This window comes from Pseudoalteromonas prydzensis (genome assembly GCF_001661495.1).
GTDB lineage: Bacteria > Pseudomonadota > Gammaproteobacteria > Enterobacterales > Alteromonadaceae > Pseudoalteromonas > Pseudoalteromonas prydzensis.
The window spans coordinates 1-19,805 of the sequence record NZ_BDDT01000003.1 but is presented as its reverse complement, the minus strand read 5'-3'; the positions used below and the strand labels follow the sequence as shown (position 1 = coordinate 19,805).

At 40.3% G+C, this 19,805-nt stretch carries 14 protein-coding genes and 2 rRNA genes; 4 read left to right on the top strand and 12 right to left on the bottom strand.

Features of this window, described 5'->3' with window-relative positions:
* Positions 1-89: 89 nt before the first annotated feature.
* The 3 genes from A7968_RS07445 to A7968_RS07435 are packed head-to-tail and all read left to right on the top strand — an operon-like array spanning position 90 to position 4,865.
* The gene (locus A7968_RS07445) at positions 90-2,012 is read left to right on the top strand and encodes a PrkA family serine protein kinase (RefSeq protein WP_064665958.1); all 1,923 of its coding nucleotides are present in this window, start codon (positions 90-92) and stop codon (positions 2,010-2,012) included.
* A gap of 30 nt (positions 2,013-2,042) precedes the next feature.
* Positions 2,043-3,329 (top strand): YeaH/YhbH family protein, encoded by a 1,287-nt coding sequence (locus tag A7968_RS07440; RefSeq protein WP_064665957.1) that lies wholly within the window; start codon positions 2,043-2,045, stop codon positions 3,327-3,329.
* Positions 3,330-3,350: 21 nt separating this feature from the next.
* The gene (locus A7968_RS07435) at positions 3,351-4,865 is read left to right on the top strand and encodes a SpoVR family protein (protein WP_064665956.1); all 1,515 of its coding nucleotides are present in this window, start codon (positions 3,351-3,353) and stop codon (positions 4,863-4,865) included.
* 51 nt (positions 4,866-4,916) lie between these two features.
* Here A7968_RS07435 and A7968_RS07430 read toward each other — a convergent pair whose 3' ends face one another.
* Together A7968_RS07430 and A7968_RS07425 are read right to left on the bottom strand one after the other, a co-directional pair.
* Positions 4,917-5,888 carry a sensor domain-containing diguanylate cyclase gene (locus tag A7968_RS07430; protein WP_064665955.1) on the bottom strand — a complete coding sequence of 324 codons (972 nt, stop codon included), beginning with the start codon at positions 5,886-5,888 and terminating at the stop codon, positions 4,917-4,919.
* A 4-nt stretch (positions 5,889-5,892) separates the two neighbouring features.
* Entirely contained in the window at positions 5,893-6,897 is a 1,005-nt protein-coding gene (locus A7968_RS07425; RefSeq protein WP_064665954.1) for a response regulator, read from the bottom strand.
* Positions 6,898-7,102: 205 nt separating this feature from the next.
* Between A7968_RS07425 and tpx the strand changes: the two genes are divergently transcribed.
* Positions 7,103-7,684 carry a thiol peroxidase gene (gene tpx, locus A7968_RS07420; protein ID WP_064665953.1) on the top strand — a complete coding sequence of 194 codons (582 nt, stop codon included), beginning with the start codon at positions 7,103-7,105 and terminating at the stop codon, positions 7,682-7,684.
* Between the two features lie 71 nt (positions 7,685-7,755).
* On the opposite strand, the gene adk is transcribed toward tpx, so the two are convergent.
* From adk to A7968_RS07370, 10 genes are all read right to left on the bottom strand, one after another.
* Positions 7,756-8,400 carry an adenylate kinase gene (adk, locus tag A7968_RS07415; RefSeq protein WP_064665952.1) on the bottom strand — a complete coding sequence of 215 codons (645 nt, stop codon included), beginning with the start codon at positions 8,398-8,400 and terminating at the stop codon, positions 7,756-7,758.
* 144 nt (positions 8,401-8,544) lie between these two features.
* A complete protein-coding gene (locus A7968_RS07410; RefSeq protein ID WP_064665951.1) occupies positions 8,545-9,792 on the bottom strand; it encodes an MFS transporter in 1,248 nt (415 codons plus the stop codon).
* Between the two features lie 52 nt (positions 9,793-9,844).
* Positions 9,845-11,056: a sugar MFS transporter gene (locus A7968_RS07405; protein ID WP_064665950.1), complete on the bottom strand. Its 1,212-nt coding sequence runs from the start codon at positions 11,054-11,056 to the stop codon at positions 9,845-9,847.
* Positions 11,057-11,153: 97 nt separating this feature from the next.
* A complete protein-coding gene (locus A7968_RS07400) occupies positions 11,154-12,308 on the bottom strand; it encodes a porin (RefSeq protein WP_064665949.1) in 1,155 nt (384 codons plus the stop codon).
* Positions 12,309-12,334: 26 nt separating this feature from the next.
* Complete coding sequence (locus A7968_RS07395; RefSeq protein ID WP_167542963.1) at positions 12,335-14,809, bottom strand: glycoside hydrolase family 3 C-terminal domain-containing protein; 2,475 nt, start codon at positions 14,807-14,809, stop codon at positions 12,335-12,337.
* A gap of 181 nt (positions 14,810-14,990) precedes the next feature.
* A complete protein-coding gene (locus A7968_RS07390; RefSeq protein ID WP_064665947.1) occupies positions 14,991-16,028 on the bottom strand; it encodes a helix-turn-helix transcriptional regulator in 1,038 nt (345 codons plus the stop codon).
* A gap of 200 nt (positions 16,029-16,228) precedes the next feature.
* The gene (htpG, locus tag A7968_RS07385) at positions 16,229-18,142 is read right to left on the bottom strand and encodes a molecular chaperone HtpG (RefSeq protein WP_064665946.1); all 1,914 of its coding nucleotides are present in this window, start codon (positions 18,140-18,142) and stop codon (positions 16,229-16,231) included.
* A 135-nt stretch (positions 18,143-18,277) separates the two neighbouring features.
* Positions 18,278-18,991, bottom strand: a complete 714-nt coding sequence (locus A7968_RS07380; RefSeq protein ID WP_064665945.1) for an RluA family pseudouridine synthase — start codon at positions 18,989-18,991, stop codon at positions 18,278-18,280.
* A gap of 275 nt (positions 18,992-19,266) precedes the next feature.
* Positions 19,267-19,381: ribosomal RNA gene (rrf, locus tag A7968_RS07375) — 5S ribosomal RNA — on the bottom strand.
* Between the two features lie 236 nt (positions 19,382-19,617).
* Positions 19,618-19,805, bottom strand: a 23S ribosomal RNA gene (locus A7968_RS07370); the annotation flags it as partial.

The window sequence follows — 19,805 nt, the reverse complement described above, 5'->3', positions numbered from 1 at the left end:
AAATCTAAATTCATGACTAAGCTTTAAATAACCTTTGCTTCTTTTTTAATTTGTAAACACCTAGTTTAAGCAGGTTTTCGGAGGTCTCTATGAGTATTTTTGAGCATTACCAAGCACGATACGAAGCGGCACAAGAAGAAGAGTACAGTATCGCTGAGTTCTTAGAAATTTGTAAAACTGATAAATCGGCTTATGCCAGCGCGCCGGAACGACTATTAACGGCCATCGGTGAGCCAAAAATGGTCGACACATCCAAAGACGCCCGCTTGAGTCGGTTATTTTCAAACCGAGTGGTTGCACGCTACCCCGCCTTTAATGATTTTTACGGGATGGAAGACGCCATTGAACAAATCGTTTCCTACCTAAAACATGCAGCACAAGGCCTTGAAGAGTGTAAACAAGTGCTTTATTTACTTGGGCCTGTAGGCGGTGGTAAATCTTCGATTGCAGAAAAACTCAAATATTTAATGCAACAAGTGCCCATTTACTCCATTAAAGGCTCGCCAGTTAATGACCATCCACTGTCGTTGTTTGATCCCAACGAAGATGCAGAGCTGATGGAAAAAGAATACGGCATTAAACCCCGTTATTTAAAAACCATTATGTCGCCGTGGGCCACTAAACGCTTATCTGAGTTTAATGGCGATATTAGCCAATTTAGGGTCGTGAAGCGCTACCCCTCAATATTAAATCAAATTGCCATTGCGAAAACCGAACCTGGCGATGAAAACAATCAAGATATTTCCGCATTAGTGGGCAAAGTGGATATCCGTAAATTAGAACATTTTGCGCAAAATGATGCTGACGCTTATGCTTACTCAGGTTCATTATGCCTTGCGAATCAAGGTTTAATGGAGTTTGTTGAAATGTTTAAAGCACCAATAAAAGTGCTGCATCCACTACTAACAGCAACCCAAGAAGGTAACTATAACGGCACCGAAGGGATCAGTGCGCTGCCCTTTAGCGGTATGATTTTAGCGCATTCGAATGAATCAGAGTGGCAAACCTTTAAAAACAACAAAAACAATGAAGCATTTTTAGACCGTGTTTATATTGTAAAAGTACCTTATTGTTTACGTGTATCAGAAGAAGTAAAAATCTACGACAAACTATTGGAACATAGTGAGTTATATAATGCACCTTGTGCCCCTGGCACACTGGAAACATTGGCAAAATTTACTACTTTGTCGCGCTTAAAAGAGCCAGAAAATTCCAGTATCTACTCAAAAATGCGAGTGTATGATGGCGAAAGCTTAAAAGACACTGATCCAAAAGCTAAGTCGTATCAAGAGTATCGGGATTATGCTGGTGTTGATGAAGGCATGACCGGGCTTTCTACCCGCTTTGCATTTAAAATTTTATCCCGTGTATTTAACTTTGACACCCTTGAGGTTGCCGCTAACCCAGTACATTTATTTTACGTGTTAGAACAACAAATTGAGCGAGAGCAATTCTCAGCTGACGTGGAAGAACGTTATCTGAGCCACTTAAAAGGCTATTTAATTCCGCAGTATGTTGAATTCATTGGTAAAGAATTGCAAACCGCGTACTTAGAGTCTTATTCTGAATATGGCCAAAACATTTTTGACCGCTACGTCACTTATGCTGATTTTTGGATCCAAGATCAAGAATACCGCGACCCTGACACTGGGCAGTTATTTAACCGTGAAGCCTTAAATGCAGAGCTCGAGAAAATTGAAAAACCTGCGGGCATTTCAAATCCAAAAGATTTCCGTAATGAGATAGTTAATTTTGTGCTGCGGGCACGCGCTCACAATAATGGCAAAAACCCATTGTGGACTAGCTATGAAAAACTACGCACTGTGATTGAGAAAAAAATGTTCTCAAATACCGAGGAGCTTTTACCGGTTATTTCATTCAATGCGAAAACATCCGCAGAGGATCAGAAAAAACATGAGGACTTTGTTAATCGCATGGTAGAAAAAGGCTATACCCAAAAACAAGTACGTTTGTTATCTGAGTGGTATTTACGAGTTCGTAAATCACAATAACAATCAAACTGAAGTATTTTAGGGGGCTTTATGGCGCATTTTATAGACCGTCGCCTGAACGGTAAGAATAAGAGTACGTTAAATCGTCAACGTTTTATCAGGCGCTATAAAAAACAAATAAAAGAAGCGGTGTCCGATGCGATAAATAAACGCAGCGTCACTGATACCAGTAGTGGAGAAAGTATTTCAATTCCACAACGGGATATCAGTGAGCCGACTTTTCACCAAGGTAAAGGAGGCGATAGAGAACAAATACACCCGGGTAATGATCAATTTTCAACTGGTGATAAAATACAACGTCCGCAAGGTGGTCAAGGCAGTGGTGGCGCGGGTGAAGGCGAAGCGAGTGATTCTGGCGAAGGCGAAGACGATTTTGTCTTTTCAATTTCAAAAGATGAGTATTTAGATTTATTGTTTGAAGATTTAGAGCTGCCTAACCTGCAACAAAACCAGCTGGATAAACTCGTACAAATGAAAACTCATCGCGCTGGGTTTTGTAGCGATGGTATGCCCAGCAACATTGACATAGTACGCTCTTTGCAAGGCTCACTGGCAAGACGCGTAGCTATGACCGCGGGTAAAAAACGCCATTTAGCTGAATTGCAGATGCAGCTTGCATTGTTAATGGCGGAAGAAGAACCAGACATCGCGGCAATTGCATTACTTGAGCAAGAAATTACCGCAGTGCAAAAGCGTATTGGCGCTGTGCCCTTTATTGATAATTATGATCTGCGTTTTCGTAATTACGAAAAGCAACCACACCCAACCAGTAAAGCGGTGATGTTTTGTATTATGGATGTGTCGGGCTCTATGGATCAGGCCACCAAAGATATGGCAAAACGCTTTTATATATTACTTTATCAATTTTTAACACGCAGTTATAAAGACATTGAAGTGGTGTATATACGCCACCACACCCAAGCCAAAGAAGTGGATGAGCAAGAGTTTTTCTACTCTCAAGAAACAGGCGGTACGATTGTCTCCAGTGCACTAAAATTAATGAATGAAATAATCTCAGAGCGTTACCACGCAGGCGAATGGAATGTCTATGCGGCGCAAGCATCAGATGGTGACAATTGGGCTGATGATTCACCGCAGTGTGGCGAAATTTTACGTAATAAACTCTTAAAAAACGTGCGTTATTATGCCTATATTGAGATCACTACGCGTGCCCATCAGAGCTTGTGGCGTGAATATCAAACTATTTGTCAAACCCATAGCAATTTTGCTATTCAACATATTCGTAATGTTGAAGATATTTACCCTATTTTCCGTGAGCTATTTAAAAAGAGTCGTCAACACCAAGGTGCAGCCTAAACTGTACAGTGAGGTATTTATATGACCGATAAACGAATGAGTGATGGGCCTGATTGGACATTTGAGTTATTACAACAATACCAAGACGAAATAGCCCGTGTGGCTGAACATTATCGTCTCGATACTTACGTCAATCAAATCGAGGTGATCACCGCAGAGCAAATGATGGATGCCTATTCCAGCGTTGGCATGCCTATTGGTTACAGTCATTGGTCATACGGTAAAAAATTTATTCAAACAGAGCAAAACTACAAACGCGGACAAATGGGGTTAGCGTATGAGATTGTAATTAATTCAGATCCCTGCATAGCTTATCTCATGGAAGAAAACACCCTCCCTATGCAAGCATTAGTAATGGCACATGCCTGTTATGGGCATAACTCTTTTTTTAAAGGAAATTATTTATTTAAAACTTGGACTGATGCCGGCTCAATTATTGATTACTTACTGTTCGCTAAAAACTATATTGCCCGTTGTGAAGAGAAGTATGGCATTGACGAAGTTGAGAATTTGTTAGATTCATGCCATGCGCTGATGAATTATGGGGTTGATCGTTATAAACGCCCACAACAAATTTCTTTATTTGAAGAACAAAAGCGCCAACAAGAGCGCGAAGATTACTTACAATCACAAGTAAACGAGCTCTGGCGTACTATTCCTTCAAATCAGCAAGAAACAAAAAAACGTGAGCGACATTTCCCCTCAGAGCCACAAGAGAATATTTTGTATTTTATCGAAAAAAATGCACCACTACTTGAATCATGGCAACGCGAAGTGATCCGTATTGTGCGGAAAATTTCACAGTATTTTTATCCACAAAAACAAACTCAGGTGATGAATGAAGGTTGGGCAACATTTTGGCACTATACAATTTTGAACCACTTATACGATGAAGGAAAACTTACTGATTCCTTTATGTTAGAGTTTTTACAAAGTCATACCAATGTGGTGTATCAACCCCCTTATAATAGTAACTATTATTCTGGTATTAACCCGTATGCGCTAGGCTTTAATATGATGGTGGATATTCGTCGTATCTGCGAAAATCCCACTGAAGAAGATAAACAATGGTTTCCTGACTATGCGGGTAGTAATTGGCTGGATACCTTACATTTTGCGATGGAAAACTTTAAAGATGAGAGCTTTATTAGCCAATTTTTATCACCAAAATTGATCCGTGATTTTAAACTTTTTACCATTATCGATCATGAAAAAGATCCAAATTTAAAAGTTGGTGCCATTCATGACGAAAGCGGCTATCACGCAGTACGAACCGCACTCTCAGCACAATATAATCTCAGTAACCGTGAGCCCAATATCCAAGTTTATGATGTTGATATTAGAGGTGATCGCTCATTAACCTTACGCTATGTGCCACATCAAGGCATTCCATTAGCTAAATCTCATGATGAGGTATTAAAGCACCTTTATAGGCTGTGGGGTTTCCAAGTAAAACTAGAGCAAGTGTCAAGCTCTGGCGAGCTGACCACACTTGGACAATGTCCATCGGACGATTCTCGTCATACTACGCAGTAGCGAGAAGCGACTTGAGGTAAGAAAAATGACGCTATTAGCGTCATTTTTGTCTTAAGATATGTTTAAGTCTTGGTAGGCAGTAATGCAGTTTCTACCATTTTCTTTTGAAAAATACAGTGCTTTATCCGCCGCTTCAATCCATTTTTCATGACGTTCAAAACGCTCTTGAAAACAAGCAAAACCGATACTAATGGTCAGTTTAATTTGCTGTTTATCAAAATAGATAGAGGAATTTTCAATTAAGCTACGTAACCGCTCTGCAAATATTTCAGCACCTTGGCGATCTGTGTCTAATAAGGTCACTGCAAACTCTTCACCACCGTAGCGCCCTGCAATATCTGTTTCACGTAATGTTTTGCGCAATAAATCGGCAATGTTACGCAGTGCTTCATCACCACAGCGATGACCGTATTCATCATTTACTTTTTTAAAGTGATCGATATCAAACATCAATAAAGTACTGCAGCCGCCACTGCGTTTGATCCGCAAGAACTCTTGGCGAAGGGTGTTTTCCCAGTGACCCCGATTTGCTAATTGTGTCAGCGCATCTGTTTGGCTCACTTGTTCCAACTTTCGGTTAACCTCTTCAAGTTCTTTTTTATTAACTGCGACATCAGTAACATCATAAATTATGATACAAATATGGCCTACTTCACCCATTGTATTCGACAGCGGAATAAAGGTTGCGTTTTGGTACATGTGGTCTGCTTTACCGGTAATGGGTCGGTAGTTTTTAAAACGAAAAATATAGGGCTGTTGCTCCCAAATCGTAAATGAGCGGTTTTTTAAAATAAACACTGACTCTGACTTACTGCGAAACCATTTTTCGTCTATTGATGGAAATAAATCAAACAGATCTTTGTCTTTTACTGCGCTGGGGAGCATGCCAGAATGATTCTCCATAAAACCATTCCAAATGCACACTTTATAATCCCTATCTAATACCACTAAACCAATGTCAACGGTGTTAAACATATCCATTAACCAATGGATTTCATTCATATTAAAATCAGCAGCAGGCATAATGTTAGTCTTCTAGTAGGTAAGCAACTTTGTATTTCAAAGTTTTTAGTGAATCTTCAGTAAACAACAGCATTAAATCACAATTTATATTGTGGTCTTCAATACCATAGCTAATTTCTATGGCTAAGGTACGTTGCCAGCGTGATTTATTCGCCTTCACTAAGTCAGATACATCACAATGTTGTCCAAGCACTACAGGGTGACCCTGACTGAACGTCATATCTAATTGTCGCGATAATCCCGTTAAAATTGCGCCGATCAGAATATTACTAATATCCATTAGTAATTCCAGCTCAACTTTATTGTTAAGCTCACCTTGATAATCCATCAAAGACGCTATTTCTTTAAAGCTTGAGTCATTCAGCAGTAACAATGCTTCACCTGAAACACCACCACCAATAAAGCCTTGGCAGACACCAGAAGTCGTCGCATTAGCGTCAATTGAACGCAAGGCCATATCTAATTCGTTTACTTCAAGAATATTAACATTCGGAATGGGCAACTCTACAAATACATTCAGTAAACGGGCAAGTAAGTCCCCTGCCTGACCCATAGCAACATTGGTTAGCTCTTGATAGATGTCTCTCACATCTGGGTCAACTTGCTCCCCTAAACGGTGTGATAACCGTTCACGCATGGCTTTATCTTTAATGCCATGATGTTCGATAATATCTGCAAGCTTTTGCGCATCACAGGGTTTTTGAATAAAGTCTATCGCGCCAAGTTCTATAACGCGTTGATGAGCATTTGGCTGAATATCGCCCGAGACCACCACAGTTAATACATTTAAATCTTGTTTTTGAATTGCTTGCAGTACTTCGTAGCCATCCATTTGTGGCATATTTAAATCGAGGAATAATATTTCCGGGCTTAACGCTTTAATTTGCTCAATACAATGTACGCCATCTTCAGCAAACTCAACTTTAATATCCCAATCATCGGGTAATGAACGAGCTAACTGACGGCGCGCAAGTTTAGAATCATCACAAATTAGAACCGATGTTGGCATAGTGTCTCTCTGATCGCTTACATTGGGTAATAAATACCGTAGCCAATGTGCTTTTATTTTTATTAGTAAGGTACAAACAGTATCATTGCTTCATGTTAATCAATGTAACCATGTATTACAATTTTAAATTGAACTAAACGCTTGGTGTACTTAGGTGATTATAATACACTCAGACTAATTGCGTTAACTCTAAAGGAAATACCTTATGCTTCGTTCACTCACTTTTGCTTTAAGTGCCTTTTGTTCAATGGCTTTTGCCACCGATATGAGCGAAAACACGCTTGATGCAGGCAAAGTATCAGCACAATCTAAACCAATTACTTTATTAGGACAAGGTGTAAAACTTGGTGATAAAGCACCTGATTTCAAAGTAGTTGATGGCTCATTTACACCAATCACACTAGCGGATTATCAAGGCAAGGCTATTTTAATCAGCGTTGTGCCAAGCCTAGATACGGGTGTGTGTAGTATTCAAACCAAACATTTTAACGAAAAGGTCGCATCGCAATTTCCAAATGTAGCCATGCTCACCATCAGTGCTGACTTACCGTTTGCACAAAAGCGTTTTTGCAAAGCCGAGAACATAGATAAAATTACTGCATTATCTGATTCAGTATGGCGTGACTTTGGTCAAAACTATGGTCTGATCATCAAAGATATGGGCCTGCTTACCCGAGCCGTGTTCGTATTAGATGCAAGCCATAAAATTGTTTATAAACAGTTGGTCGCAGATTTATCAACAGAGCCAAAATATGACCCTGTTTTGAGTGCATTAAGCGCATTATAATTTATTGCTCAATGAGTAAATAGCAAACATAAAAAAACCGCCAATCGGCGGTTTTTTTATTGATTGAATTATTAACCTAATAATTCAGCAAGTTGTTGATTAACAGCTTCAACAGCTTGGGTACCATCTAATTTATGATATTGCGTATTACCCGCTTGCGCTTCTGCTTGGTAATAATCAACCAATGGCATTGTTTGCTCATGGTAAATGCCTAAACGCTTACGCACTGTTTCTTCAGTGTCATCAGCACGGATAATTAAATCTTCACCAGTTACATCGTCTTTACCTTCCACTTTTGGTGGATTGTAAACAACGTGGTAAACACGACCAGAACCTGGATGAACGCGACGTCCGCCCATACGGTCAACTATAATTTCATCCGCAACATCAAATTCAATAACGTGATCAACAACTACGCCATTTTCTTTCATTGCATCAGCTTGTGGAATGGTACGAGGGAAACCATCTAGTAAAAAGCCTTTCTCACAATCCGCTTTAGTAATACGCTCTTTAACAAGGCCAATGATGATGTCATCAGAAATTAACTGACCTGCATCCATTACTTTTTTTGCTTCAAGACCCAGTGGCGTGCCTTCTTTAATTGCTGCACGTAACATATCACCAGTAGAGATCTGTGGAATACCGTACTTGTCCATCAAAAACTGAGCTTGAGTGCCTTTACCTGCACCCGGCGCGCCCAAAAGAATAATGCGCATATCATTGTCCTCGGTTGATACTAATCAAAAGAAAAATCAGCAGATCAGTATGATTTATTTTAAAGCCTGAATTCTTCCATAAGCGCCGCCGATACTCAAGCAACTTATACCAATTGATTACTCACAGAAGGGAAAAGATGGCTACTAAGTGCTTTTTTCTGGAAGCTCTTGCACAAAGCAGATCACACATGCATAAAGTAAGGTAATAACGCCCAGACAAATAAAGTAAAAGTCATAGCCATCATTGCCGAGTAATTGCACACCCACTAATACAATTGCCGCCGCAGCAAAATGTATTAACGACGAACTTAAATGCTTAGTGCTGTCGATGATGGCAATATCTCGGGCAAAATGCCGACTTGTTGGCAAGCTACGATAAACTAAGGCATTACCAATAGCCTGAATAATACCTAGTCCAGCTTGAGATAGCACTGAGCTTATCACAATAAGGACAAGATTATCCGCAAACGCATAACCCAGCATAGCTGTAGCAAATAAGCTTGCCCCCAGAATTAAAAACGGTTTTTGCTTAGCGTATTTTTCACTGTAATGGATAGCTACAGCGCCTGAAATAACCAATACAATAATACCAATAGCTAACATAGCATTGAGTTCAAATACTGCAGTTTGGCTAAGTGCTAAACGTTGCACATAAAATAGTGATAATACGGACGTACCAGAGATTGCTAAATTAATTAATAATTTACTTAACAAAACGATACGATAATGTTGATACGATTGCACACGTTGAAATGGGGTTTTCGTCTGCACAGAAACAACTTCTTGACTATGCTGTGCATCACCAATAATCCGAGGAATAAAAAGTAAAGCCGTGACGATTGCTGTTAACTGCACCACAATTAACGCTACTAACTTAATGGCGATTGTTGAATCCGCTAACAGAGCAAATATAACAATACTAATACACATGATCACAACAGGAATGGTAATACCCAGCATAGCAGGTGATTTACTGTAGCCAGTTTTATTAAGAGTATCAGCCAATAAAGCACTCAGTGATGAGCTACAAATACCATAACAAAACACACTGGCTAACCAAAATACGAATAACCACTGAATAGAGTCTACTTGTGCAAACGCCGCTAAACTTACGCTGCCAAATATACTGCCAAGCAATGCCCATAGCCGTCGCTTTTTGCGCCCTGCAAATGAAGTATCGGTAATGACTCCCTGTAATGGCGATAAAACAATCATTGCAACACTAACACTGCCAAAGCATAGGGCAAACATCTCTAAAGCACGCTGTTGTCCGACTAAGTCCATGATCTTAAACTGGCCAATACCGTAAAATAACAGCACTGGCACCGTGATCGTAGCTCCCATCGCTAACGAAAATACCAAAGTAAGTGCCCAGTGACTGCGTGTTTGCAAATGTAAGTTCCAATCAAAAATATATTAACGCAAGGCCTAAGTGGCTTTACCCTTAATTACTGCGTTTTGCAAAATAGCTTATATAAAGATAGCTCACTATCGGTAAAGCCATAGCACTTTGCACCCCAAAGTTATCAGCAAGCGCCCCTTGTAATAATGGTAGCACCGCACCACCGACAATCGCCAAACATAATACGCCAGACCCTTTTGAAGTTAAATCGCCAAGTCCTCGCAACGATAAGCTAAAGATTGTCGGGAACATAATCGAGTTACATAAACCAACAGCCAGCAATGCCCACATAGCTAAACTGCCAGAGCCAAACACCGCGCAGCAAATGAGTACAATTGCAATAATAGCATGCACAGCTAATACTTTACTGGCATCAATCCGCTGCATTAACGCTGCACCAATAAATCGCCCTATCATGGCTCCTGCAAAATAAAAGCTAATATAATGCCCAGCAGTTTGTGGCTGAATATCAGAGACACTCTCTAAAGTAATAAAACTTACGAGGAAACTCCCTATTGATACTTCAGCCCCAACATACATAAAAATACCTAAGGCTCCCAAAAATAGTTGCTTGTGCTTTGCAAAGGATAATTTATGACTTGCTTCACTGTGACTAACATCATTATCTTGCTCTTTACCAAGCTTTGGTAAATCTAACTGTGAAAAAATAAATGCCATCAGTAACAGGGTCACAGACATTGCCAAATAAGGCATTTTCACTTGCTCTGCGGTTGCCGCTGAAATACTGCTTAAGATAAGCCAACCACCTAATAAAGGTGCTACCGTAGTGCCTAGTGAATTAAATGCTTGAGTCAATGTAAGCCGTGAAGATGCGGTTTTTTCAGGCCCTAAGACGCCAACATAGGGGTTTGCAGATACCTGTAAAATGGTAATGCCGCTAGCTAATATAAACAGCGCTAACAAAAACACCCCATAGATGTGAAACTCAGCAGCAGGGAAAAATAAGGCACACCCTATTGCTGCGATCACTAAACCGACAACAATACCTGATTGAAAACCAATTTTACTGACTAGCTTCCCGGCAGGTATCGATACAATAAAATACGCCCCAAAAAAGCAAAATTGAATCAACATAGCTTGCGTGAAGCTCAGTGAAAACATGCCTTTTAAATACGGGATCAAAATATCGTTGAGGCTAGTTAAGAACCCCCACATAAAAAACAATGATGTTAACGAAATTAATGCAAATCGAAAATTGTGCGACGTAGCACCTTTTGCTTTATTACCTAGCATAATGCAGCCTTAAATTAGATGATATAAATGACATTTTCACTTAAACAGATACAAATAAGCCGCACGCCATAGGAGTGCGGCTTATCAAATCTTGTAATTAAAGTTTAATTACAATGCCTGTATATCCACCTAGTTGGCTTGCCCCGTTACAATTAGCAACGTCTTCACATGCCACTTCATTATATGATAAAGCATGGTTGTTGACGCCCACATCACTGGCAAATGCCTCATCAACTTCATTGTTATGAATGTAACCTAGCGTGCTATAAAGCGTAAAATACTTATTCACTTCATAGTTTAACCCTACAGTGTATAGTGACGACTTCTTACCACTGTAATCTTGCTCTAGTTGATAAGCAGCAATATTAGCAGTCAATTTTTTACTGATAGCGTAATTAGTACCAATCCATACCATATCGGCTTCATCATCAAAGGTGTAGCTTAATAAGTAGCCAGCGTCTGGCGCCTCAACATGCTGATAACCTGCTGTAAATTTAGCAGGGCCCGTTTCGTATGATGCAGCAATGATATGTGTTTTAGCATTGATCCACTGCCCTTGTGTGCCTAAGCCATAGAAATCACCACCTGTATAGTGACCAAATTCATCAGCACTTTCTTGATAGATACCGCGTACTTTAAAGCCACCATTGCGATAGGCTAAAGAAAATGAACTGGCACTTGAGCGTTCAGAATCGGCAACTTCACCACCAAACTTATGTAAATAAGCAAAGCTCACTCCATAAAGTTCAGGAGAACGATACATAATAGAGTTTTCAGCGGTTAAATCATTCACACCATTAACCAAGGTATTGATACCAATTGATTGGAACTGCATTGGATCCATATCTAAGATATCTTGCGATGGCATTAAATGCGTACCCACTGACAACTGACCATACTCTTGGTGTTTGACCCCTAAATTAGCTTGACGGTTAAATAAGGTATTTTCTTTATTTGTTTGTCCGTTAAGCGTACCAAAACCAATTTCTAAATTAGTAAACGCATCAAAGTCATTGCCTAAGTCGATGCTAACAGATGAGCCTATATATGATGTGCCCCACTGATTAGAAGCAACTTCTACTTTATTACCAGAGATGCCTGCTTTAAAACTATTATCTACATAGTTCAGACCACCGACTACACGCGCGTAAGGCGAAAAGGTTACTTTATCCATTGAAAAGTCTTCTGCATTTGCCGCAGATACACCACTTAATACCAACGCACAAGCAATGGCTGATTTAACTAATTTCATAATATTTTCCTAAATTCAAATGTGTGTTACTTAATGTCAAGCGACGTTACTTGCGTATTGCTTGATGTTGTTGTCGCAGAGGTGTCACTTAAAGTGAAAGTGTATCTCCCTGGTGTGGTGATCCATTGATGACTTTGTTCGGCGTCCCACGTACTTATGTACTTTTTAGGTATTGAGATCGTCACTTGTTTCATCTCAAAAGGTTCCAGCTCAATGCGTGACCAACCAGCTAAACGCTTAGGTGGCTGAACATTACCAGGGACGTTGCTAGGTAATGACACATAAGCCTGCGCTATTTCAGTGCCGCCAACTGCGCTGTTGTTATCGATTCTAAAGCTTAAAGTCACTGCATCATCGCTATAACTTGCCTGTAATTCACTGTAAGCAAATGATGAATAAGACAGGCCATGGCCAAATGGGAACAATGGTTCAATATTGTTAGCATCCATCCATTTATAACCATTCCACGCTAGTTTCTCGCTGTAGTTTACTGAGCGTAAATAGTCATAGGTACCTTCGCCAAAATTACTATCCATGATGTTTTTTATTGTGCCTGCCAGTGTTTTGATCATTGAAGGTGCACCAATGATTGCACCAAGGTTGTCTGGCATTTCTGGCATCACTAAGTCATCAACACTTTTTGGAAAAGTTATAGGTAATTTACCTGATGGATTAACATCACCTGACAAAATATCTGCAATTGAATTAGCCCCTTCAACACCTGGGTACCAAGCATTGAGCAATGCATCAACATCGTCTAACCACGGCATAACAACGGCTTGGCCAGTCTCAAGAACCACCACAGATTGTTTTGCACTTTTGGCAACGGTTGCAATTAACTTATCTTGATCATAAGTAAACACGCCTGAGGTATCATTATCCGGCGATGCTAAACGCATATCTTTGTTATCAACACCTTCATTAAACCAGGCCGCAGCAAAAACAATCGCTACATCAGCTTCACGGGCCGCTTTTTCTGCAGCAACCAAATCTTCACCGTTTAAGTAAGTGATTTGTGCGTCAGGGAACTCTTCGACCATCGCTGTAAGCGGGGTTACACCAATATAAGTAGGACAGGTTGGATAAGGTGAAATAGGTAACTGACCACATTCATCAACTTGGTTTTCGATTAATGGTGCAGCACCACCAGAACCACCGCCTGATAAAACCCCTTTATCAGCATGACCACCAATTAATACAATTGATTTAACCGTTGCTTTATCAAGTGGTAATACCGGCTTTTGAGTATCTAAATTAGCCGGCGCTTCATTTTTCATTAGCACCATACTGGCATCTGCAAATTCTTTTGCATCTTTTTCGCCAGCACTCTCGTTAACGCTACTACGCTCTTTTGGTGGCTCATCGAGTAAGCCTAGACCTGCCATGGTTCTGAGTTTACGAAATACCATGTCGTCTAATCGACTCATTGGCACTTTGCCCGTCTTAACGGCTTCAGCCAAATCATCAATAAACCAAGGTCCTCCCATATAGAGTGCCATAAACTGCGGGATTTCGGTGTACTGAGTATGTTGCCCTGGTTGCTCTTCATCTAAGCCATTTAACGCCGCATCAACCGTACTTGATTGTGCGCCCCAATCAGACATGACCATGCCTTTAAAGCCCCACTCCCCCTTTAACACATCATTTAGCAAGTAATCGTTTTCACAAGCATATTGCCCATTGACTTGGTTAAATGCACACATGATATAAGCCGGACGGCCTTGCGTAATGGCGATTTCAAACGCCAGTAGCTCTGTTTCACGCATTGATTGCTCATCAATAATAGAATTACTAACCATGCGGTTGGTTTCCATATTATTAAATGCAAAATGCTTAATGGTTGATTGAATTTTATGCTCTTGCACGCCTATCGTTCGCTTGGCAGCAAGTTCGCCCGACAAAATTGGATCTTCCCCCATAAATTCAAAGCCACGACCAGTACGTGGGTCCCTGATCAGGTTTATTCCGCCACCGAGGGCTGTGGTAAAACCGAGTAAACGGGCTTCTGCGCCAATACGACTACCAAAGCGATATGCGATATCTTTTGACCACGTCGCGGCAAGGCCTACCGTGGCAGGTAACGAGGTTGATTCAAGCCCTTCAGCAGTAACACCACTTGAACCATCCACCATATTGTTAGCAGGAATGCCTAGGGCGTTAATAGCTGGAATAAAGCCAACTGCTTTTTCCATCGCACCAGGTACTTGTGGGTAATTTAAACCTATATAACCCAATTGCCCAACTGGCGAGCCATGACCATGAACAACAGCAATTTTTTGCTCAAAAGTCATTTGCTTTAAAATTGATTGCGCACGTTTATCTGCCGCATCATCAGACAGCGCATACCCTAGATGGATTGCTTGAACTGAATCAGGCTCAGTTACACTGCTGCTATCATTAGCATTGGTATCGTTATTGCCACCACCGCAACCGGATAACAACGCACTCAATATCCCTGCATAAAGTAATTTTTTATTGTGTATTTTTAATTGGTGTGTCACTTGATTACGCTCCATAACTTGATTTGTATGTTGTACAAACGCAGTTTAAAAAGAAGCCAAGTGTTAAATGTTGTCGATTCACTATCTACTCTCCTAAGAGTATAACTTGGATGTTGTTTAGCGAATCAATGTTAACAAGTTGTTTAGTGGTGGGATTTATCCTTTCGTAGCAGAATAACTATCATTTGGTATCAACTGAGGTTGAAAAAAAGTCCAACTGGCGAAATTGCTTTGGCGAGAGACCATACCAACGTTTAAAGGCACGATTAAACGCAGCAATATTTGCATAACCCAATCGTTCACTAATTTCAGTAATACTCAATTGGCCAGAGATAATAAGCGCGGATGCCTCTCGATGACGAACACTTTCAACCAGCTGCGAAAACGAAGTATTCTCTTGTTGTAATTGGCGATACAGCGAGGCTCTACTTACGCCGTGCCTGCTGGAAGTAAACTCAATATTAAAAATCCGTTTATCCCCATTTTGCTGTATTACAGTATTAAGATCGTCACTTATAAGCGCAGTGAGGGTTTGCATTTTGCTAGGTGTGATAAAAGCAGTCTTAAATGTTTGCTCAAGGTAGGTCTCAATTCGCGTATTATAATGCTGGTAATTTTTCGTGGCATGTAGCAGAGGAATTTTAATATACGATATTGATTCTTTAAATCGCACAATATCAGTAACATTAAGGCAGAACCCTTCAAAGTTTGGCAAGTATGCAGCATTAACTCCAATCTCGTAAGGCACCTTATCTTGTCCAGTATACTCATCAATCATCTTTGCGATATATGTCAGGAAACCTTGGCTACTACAAAACTGCTGTTCAAGTCGGTTTTGTTTTAAATAAAAAACAACATAATTATTTTCTATTAACCAATTCACTTGATTAGATGGGTAACAGGCATTGCTAAAAACAGCCACTTTGCGTAATAGATCGAGTATGTTCGCGCTGTTAAGAAAGTAAGAGTTAAAAATCGATGGCAATTGCACTGATGACATTGCATCTGTTATCTCAAGTGATTTTTGATAACCACACTCATGAAGTGTTTGAATGAACTTGTAGCACTGCGAGCGATGTTTCTCATAGTAGTGCTTAGAATCGATAATACTATTGATACTAAGCCCCAGATCATTATAAAGATCATGCGCATTTACACCCATGGCACGTAGCTTTTCAATATGAAACTTCACAATATCATGTGAATAGATAGGATTCACGTCACCAGCTCATCTGCATATAATTATACTCTAGTTGAAAGTAGCATTTTATAAGCTTAACTGAAATTTTGATAGTCCATATTTGCTTGTCAAAGTAACGCGACACCTTGTTTGGTGATTTTATTAAGCAAAAAAATGCCGCTCATTCGACATAAGCGGCATTAACGATTTTAACTTAGTTATCTAATCTCTTTTAGAAACTACTTGCTCAAATCTAGCATTAATTTATTTAGACGAGTCACAAAACCTGCTGGATCCTTTAATGTACCGCGCTCTGCAAGCAAGGCTTGGTCAAGCAGTACATGTGACCACTGAGCAAATTTATCTTCGTCTTGTTCAACATTTAAATGCTTCACAAGTTGGTGCTCAGGGTTAAGCTCAAAAATTGGTTTTGCTTCAGGGGCAGCTTGACCAACTGACTCCATTAGCTTTTGCATCTGTGAGCTCATGTCGTTATCATCAGCAACAACACAGGCTGGTGAATCAGTCAAACGATGCGTAAAGCGTACATCTTTAACATTGTCGCCAAGTGCTGTTTTGATACGCTCAACTAAGCCAGCAACTTCTTTTTCAGACTCTTCTTGCGCTTTTTTAGTCTCTTCATCATCTAAGTTACCTAAATCTAAATCACCGCGGGTAATAGACTTAAATGGTTTTTCAGCAAACTCGGTTAAGTGGCTCATCATCCACTCATCAACACGGTCGCTCATCAATAATACTTCGATACCTTTCTTACGGAAGATCTCTAAATGTGGAGAGCTTTTCGCCGCAGTGAATGAATCAGCAACAACGTAGTAAATCGCGTCTTGTCCTTCGTTCATGCGCTCAACATATTGCTCTAATGATACATTTTGTGCCTCTTCATCAGTGTGTGTTGAAGAGAAACGCAGTAACTTAGCAATCGCTTCTTTGTTCGCTGCATCTTCAGCAGGACCTTCTTTGATCACTTGACCAAATTCATTCCAAAATACTTGGTAATCGTCGGCTTTATTTTTTGCCATACGCTCAAGTAATTTTAAAGTACGTGACGTACAGCCCTTCCGGATTGCTTGTGTAACTTTGTTATCTTGTAAGATTTCACGCGATACGTTTAGTGGTAAATCGTTTGAATCAAGTAAACCTTTCACAAAACGTAAGTAGCTAGGCATAAATTGCTCAGCGTCGTCCATTACAAATACGCGCTGTACATATAGTTTTAAGCCACTTTGGCGGTCACGATTCCATAAATCAAATGGTGCTTTTTTAGGAATATACAATAAGCTTGTGTATTCTGTTTTACCTTCAACTTTATTGTGAGCCCAGCTAAGTGGATCTTCCCAATCATGGCTTACATGCTTATAAAACTCTTTGTATTCGTCATCAGATAGCTCGGATTTATCACGTGTCCACAGTGCCGTAGCGCGGTTAATGCTTTCCCATTCACCAGGGACAGCTGGAATTTTCTCGCCATCTTCACCTTCAGACTCTGGTACTTCTGCTTTGTACATTTGTACTGGTGTAGAAATATGATCTGAGTATTTAGTGACAATACTACGTAGGCGCCACTCATCAGCAAATTCTTTTTCATCTTCACGAAGGTGTAAAGTGATTTCAGTCCCACGGCCTGCTTTTTCAATTTCTTCTAGCGTGTATTCGCCCTCACCCTGTGATTGCCATTCAACGCCTTTTTCTTCACCAGCTTTGCGGGTACGAACAGTCACAAGATCTGCAACGATAAATGCAGAGTAAAAACCAACACCGAATTGACCAATTAGTTGCGAGTCTTTGCTTTGGTCGCCAGTTAAGTTTTTGAAAAATTCAGCCGTACCTGATTTAGCAATCGTCCCTAGCGAGCTGATCACTTCATCGCGAGTCATACCAATACCGTTATCTGAAATAGTCACGGTATTTTTTTCTTTATCGGCACTGATACGTACGCGTAAGTCTGCGTCACCTTGGTATAGATCACCATTTGACAGTGCTAAAAAGCGTAACTTATCAGCCGCGTCAGAGGCATTTGACACTAGCTCACGTAAGAAGATTTCTTTATTAGAATAAAGTGAGTGAATCATTAAGTTTAATAGTTGTTTAACTTCTGTTTGAAAGCCTAATGTTTCTTTTTGTGCTGCAGTCATTTATATATCTCCAATTTGCAAAGTGTCTGCGTTATGCACTTAATATGGGGTGCAGTTCGTTAACTTCAAGTCAAATGGGCAAAAAAGTAAGCTATAGGGGGAGAAGCATGAAAGTTAGGTCATCTATTCTTACGATCAAAATGGCTGTGGGCAATGTAGGTGCGTTTGCTTGGAGCTTCGAGGGTGTACAAAAAACAGATCGCTGGCATGTAATTGTAAGCGCTCAGCCAGTTGTTGGCTATGTTGGTTTTTATACAGATCACAGCCAATAATTGGGTGCCCAATGCTGTGACTGTGAATACGTAGTTGGTGTGTACGCCCCGTCACAGGGGTAAATTGCACTAACGTTCGCTGCGGTGATGTTAAGCGCTGTAATACGATGTAGTCACTGACTGCGGGTTTCCCCGTCTCATTACAAATTTTTACTAATGGGAAGAGTAATTTATCTTTGGCTATGGCAGCGTTTATTTGGCCTGCGTCATTTAATAACCAGCCATCCAACATGGCTATATAGTGCTTTTTAGTTGTCCCAGCTTGAAATTGCTTATTAAGCTGCTTAGTTGATTCAGGGTTAAGGCCTACAATCATAATACCTGAAGTACCATAATCTAACCGATGCGGCAATTTAGCGCTTGGGAATGCAGCTGTAATTCCTGGCTGCCCATGCACTAGGCGATAATGCACGGAATCCCAGTTAGCTGGGTTTTTACCAGATAAGCTCAATAAACCACTGGGTTTATTGATCAATAAAATATCATCGTCTTGATATAAAATGTCCACATATTCATAGCAAACCGATGCAATAAAGTCATCAACAATAAGCTTAGATTTAGAGCTACAATCAGACATTTAATTCCTTACTGTGATTTAGTACATAAACCAAAATAATTAGCGCTAGAATTTAGCGATGAGTACGAAAAGTTCTTATTGCACTATTTTAAAGCTTATTTAAATATGTGAAAGAAAAAGCTCTGGCTTAATCGTGACGTTCTTTTATCCGTGGGTGTCAGATACTCAACCCACGCTACGGTGTCTAGGTTGACGCTGTGCGGCTGACGGCTGACGTGACGGCTTAGAATACAAAAAACCCGTCACATAGCTGTAACGGGTTTCTTTAATTTGGAGCCTGGCGATGACCTACTTTCACATAACAAATGCTACACTATCATCGGCGCTGTTTCGTTTCACTACTGAGTTCGGCATGGGGTCAGGTGGGTCCAAAACGCTATTGTCACCAAGCAAATTTGGTATTAATTCGCTCTTTGAGCCAATTAATTAAAATTTGGAAAATGGCTGATAATTGTCTTCTTACAACTTTAAGCTTATCGCTTACAGCTGTCAGTAAATCTACTTTAGTTCTATTAACTTCTGCGCTTAAACTATCACATAAAAATCTGTCTGGAACAGATTTTAACGCACTTGTGCGGCTTTAGTAATTTACATGGACGTAAATTATAAAACGCGTTTGGCGTTGTATGGTTAAGCCTCACGGGTAATTAGTACAAGTTAGCTTAACATATCGCTATGCTTCCACATCTTGCCTATCAACGTTGTAGTCTTCAACGGCCCTTCAGAGACTTTAAAAGTCTAGTGAGAACTCATCTCGAGGCCTGCTTCGCGCTTAGATGCTTTCAGCGCTTATCAGTTCCGAACGTAGCTACCG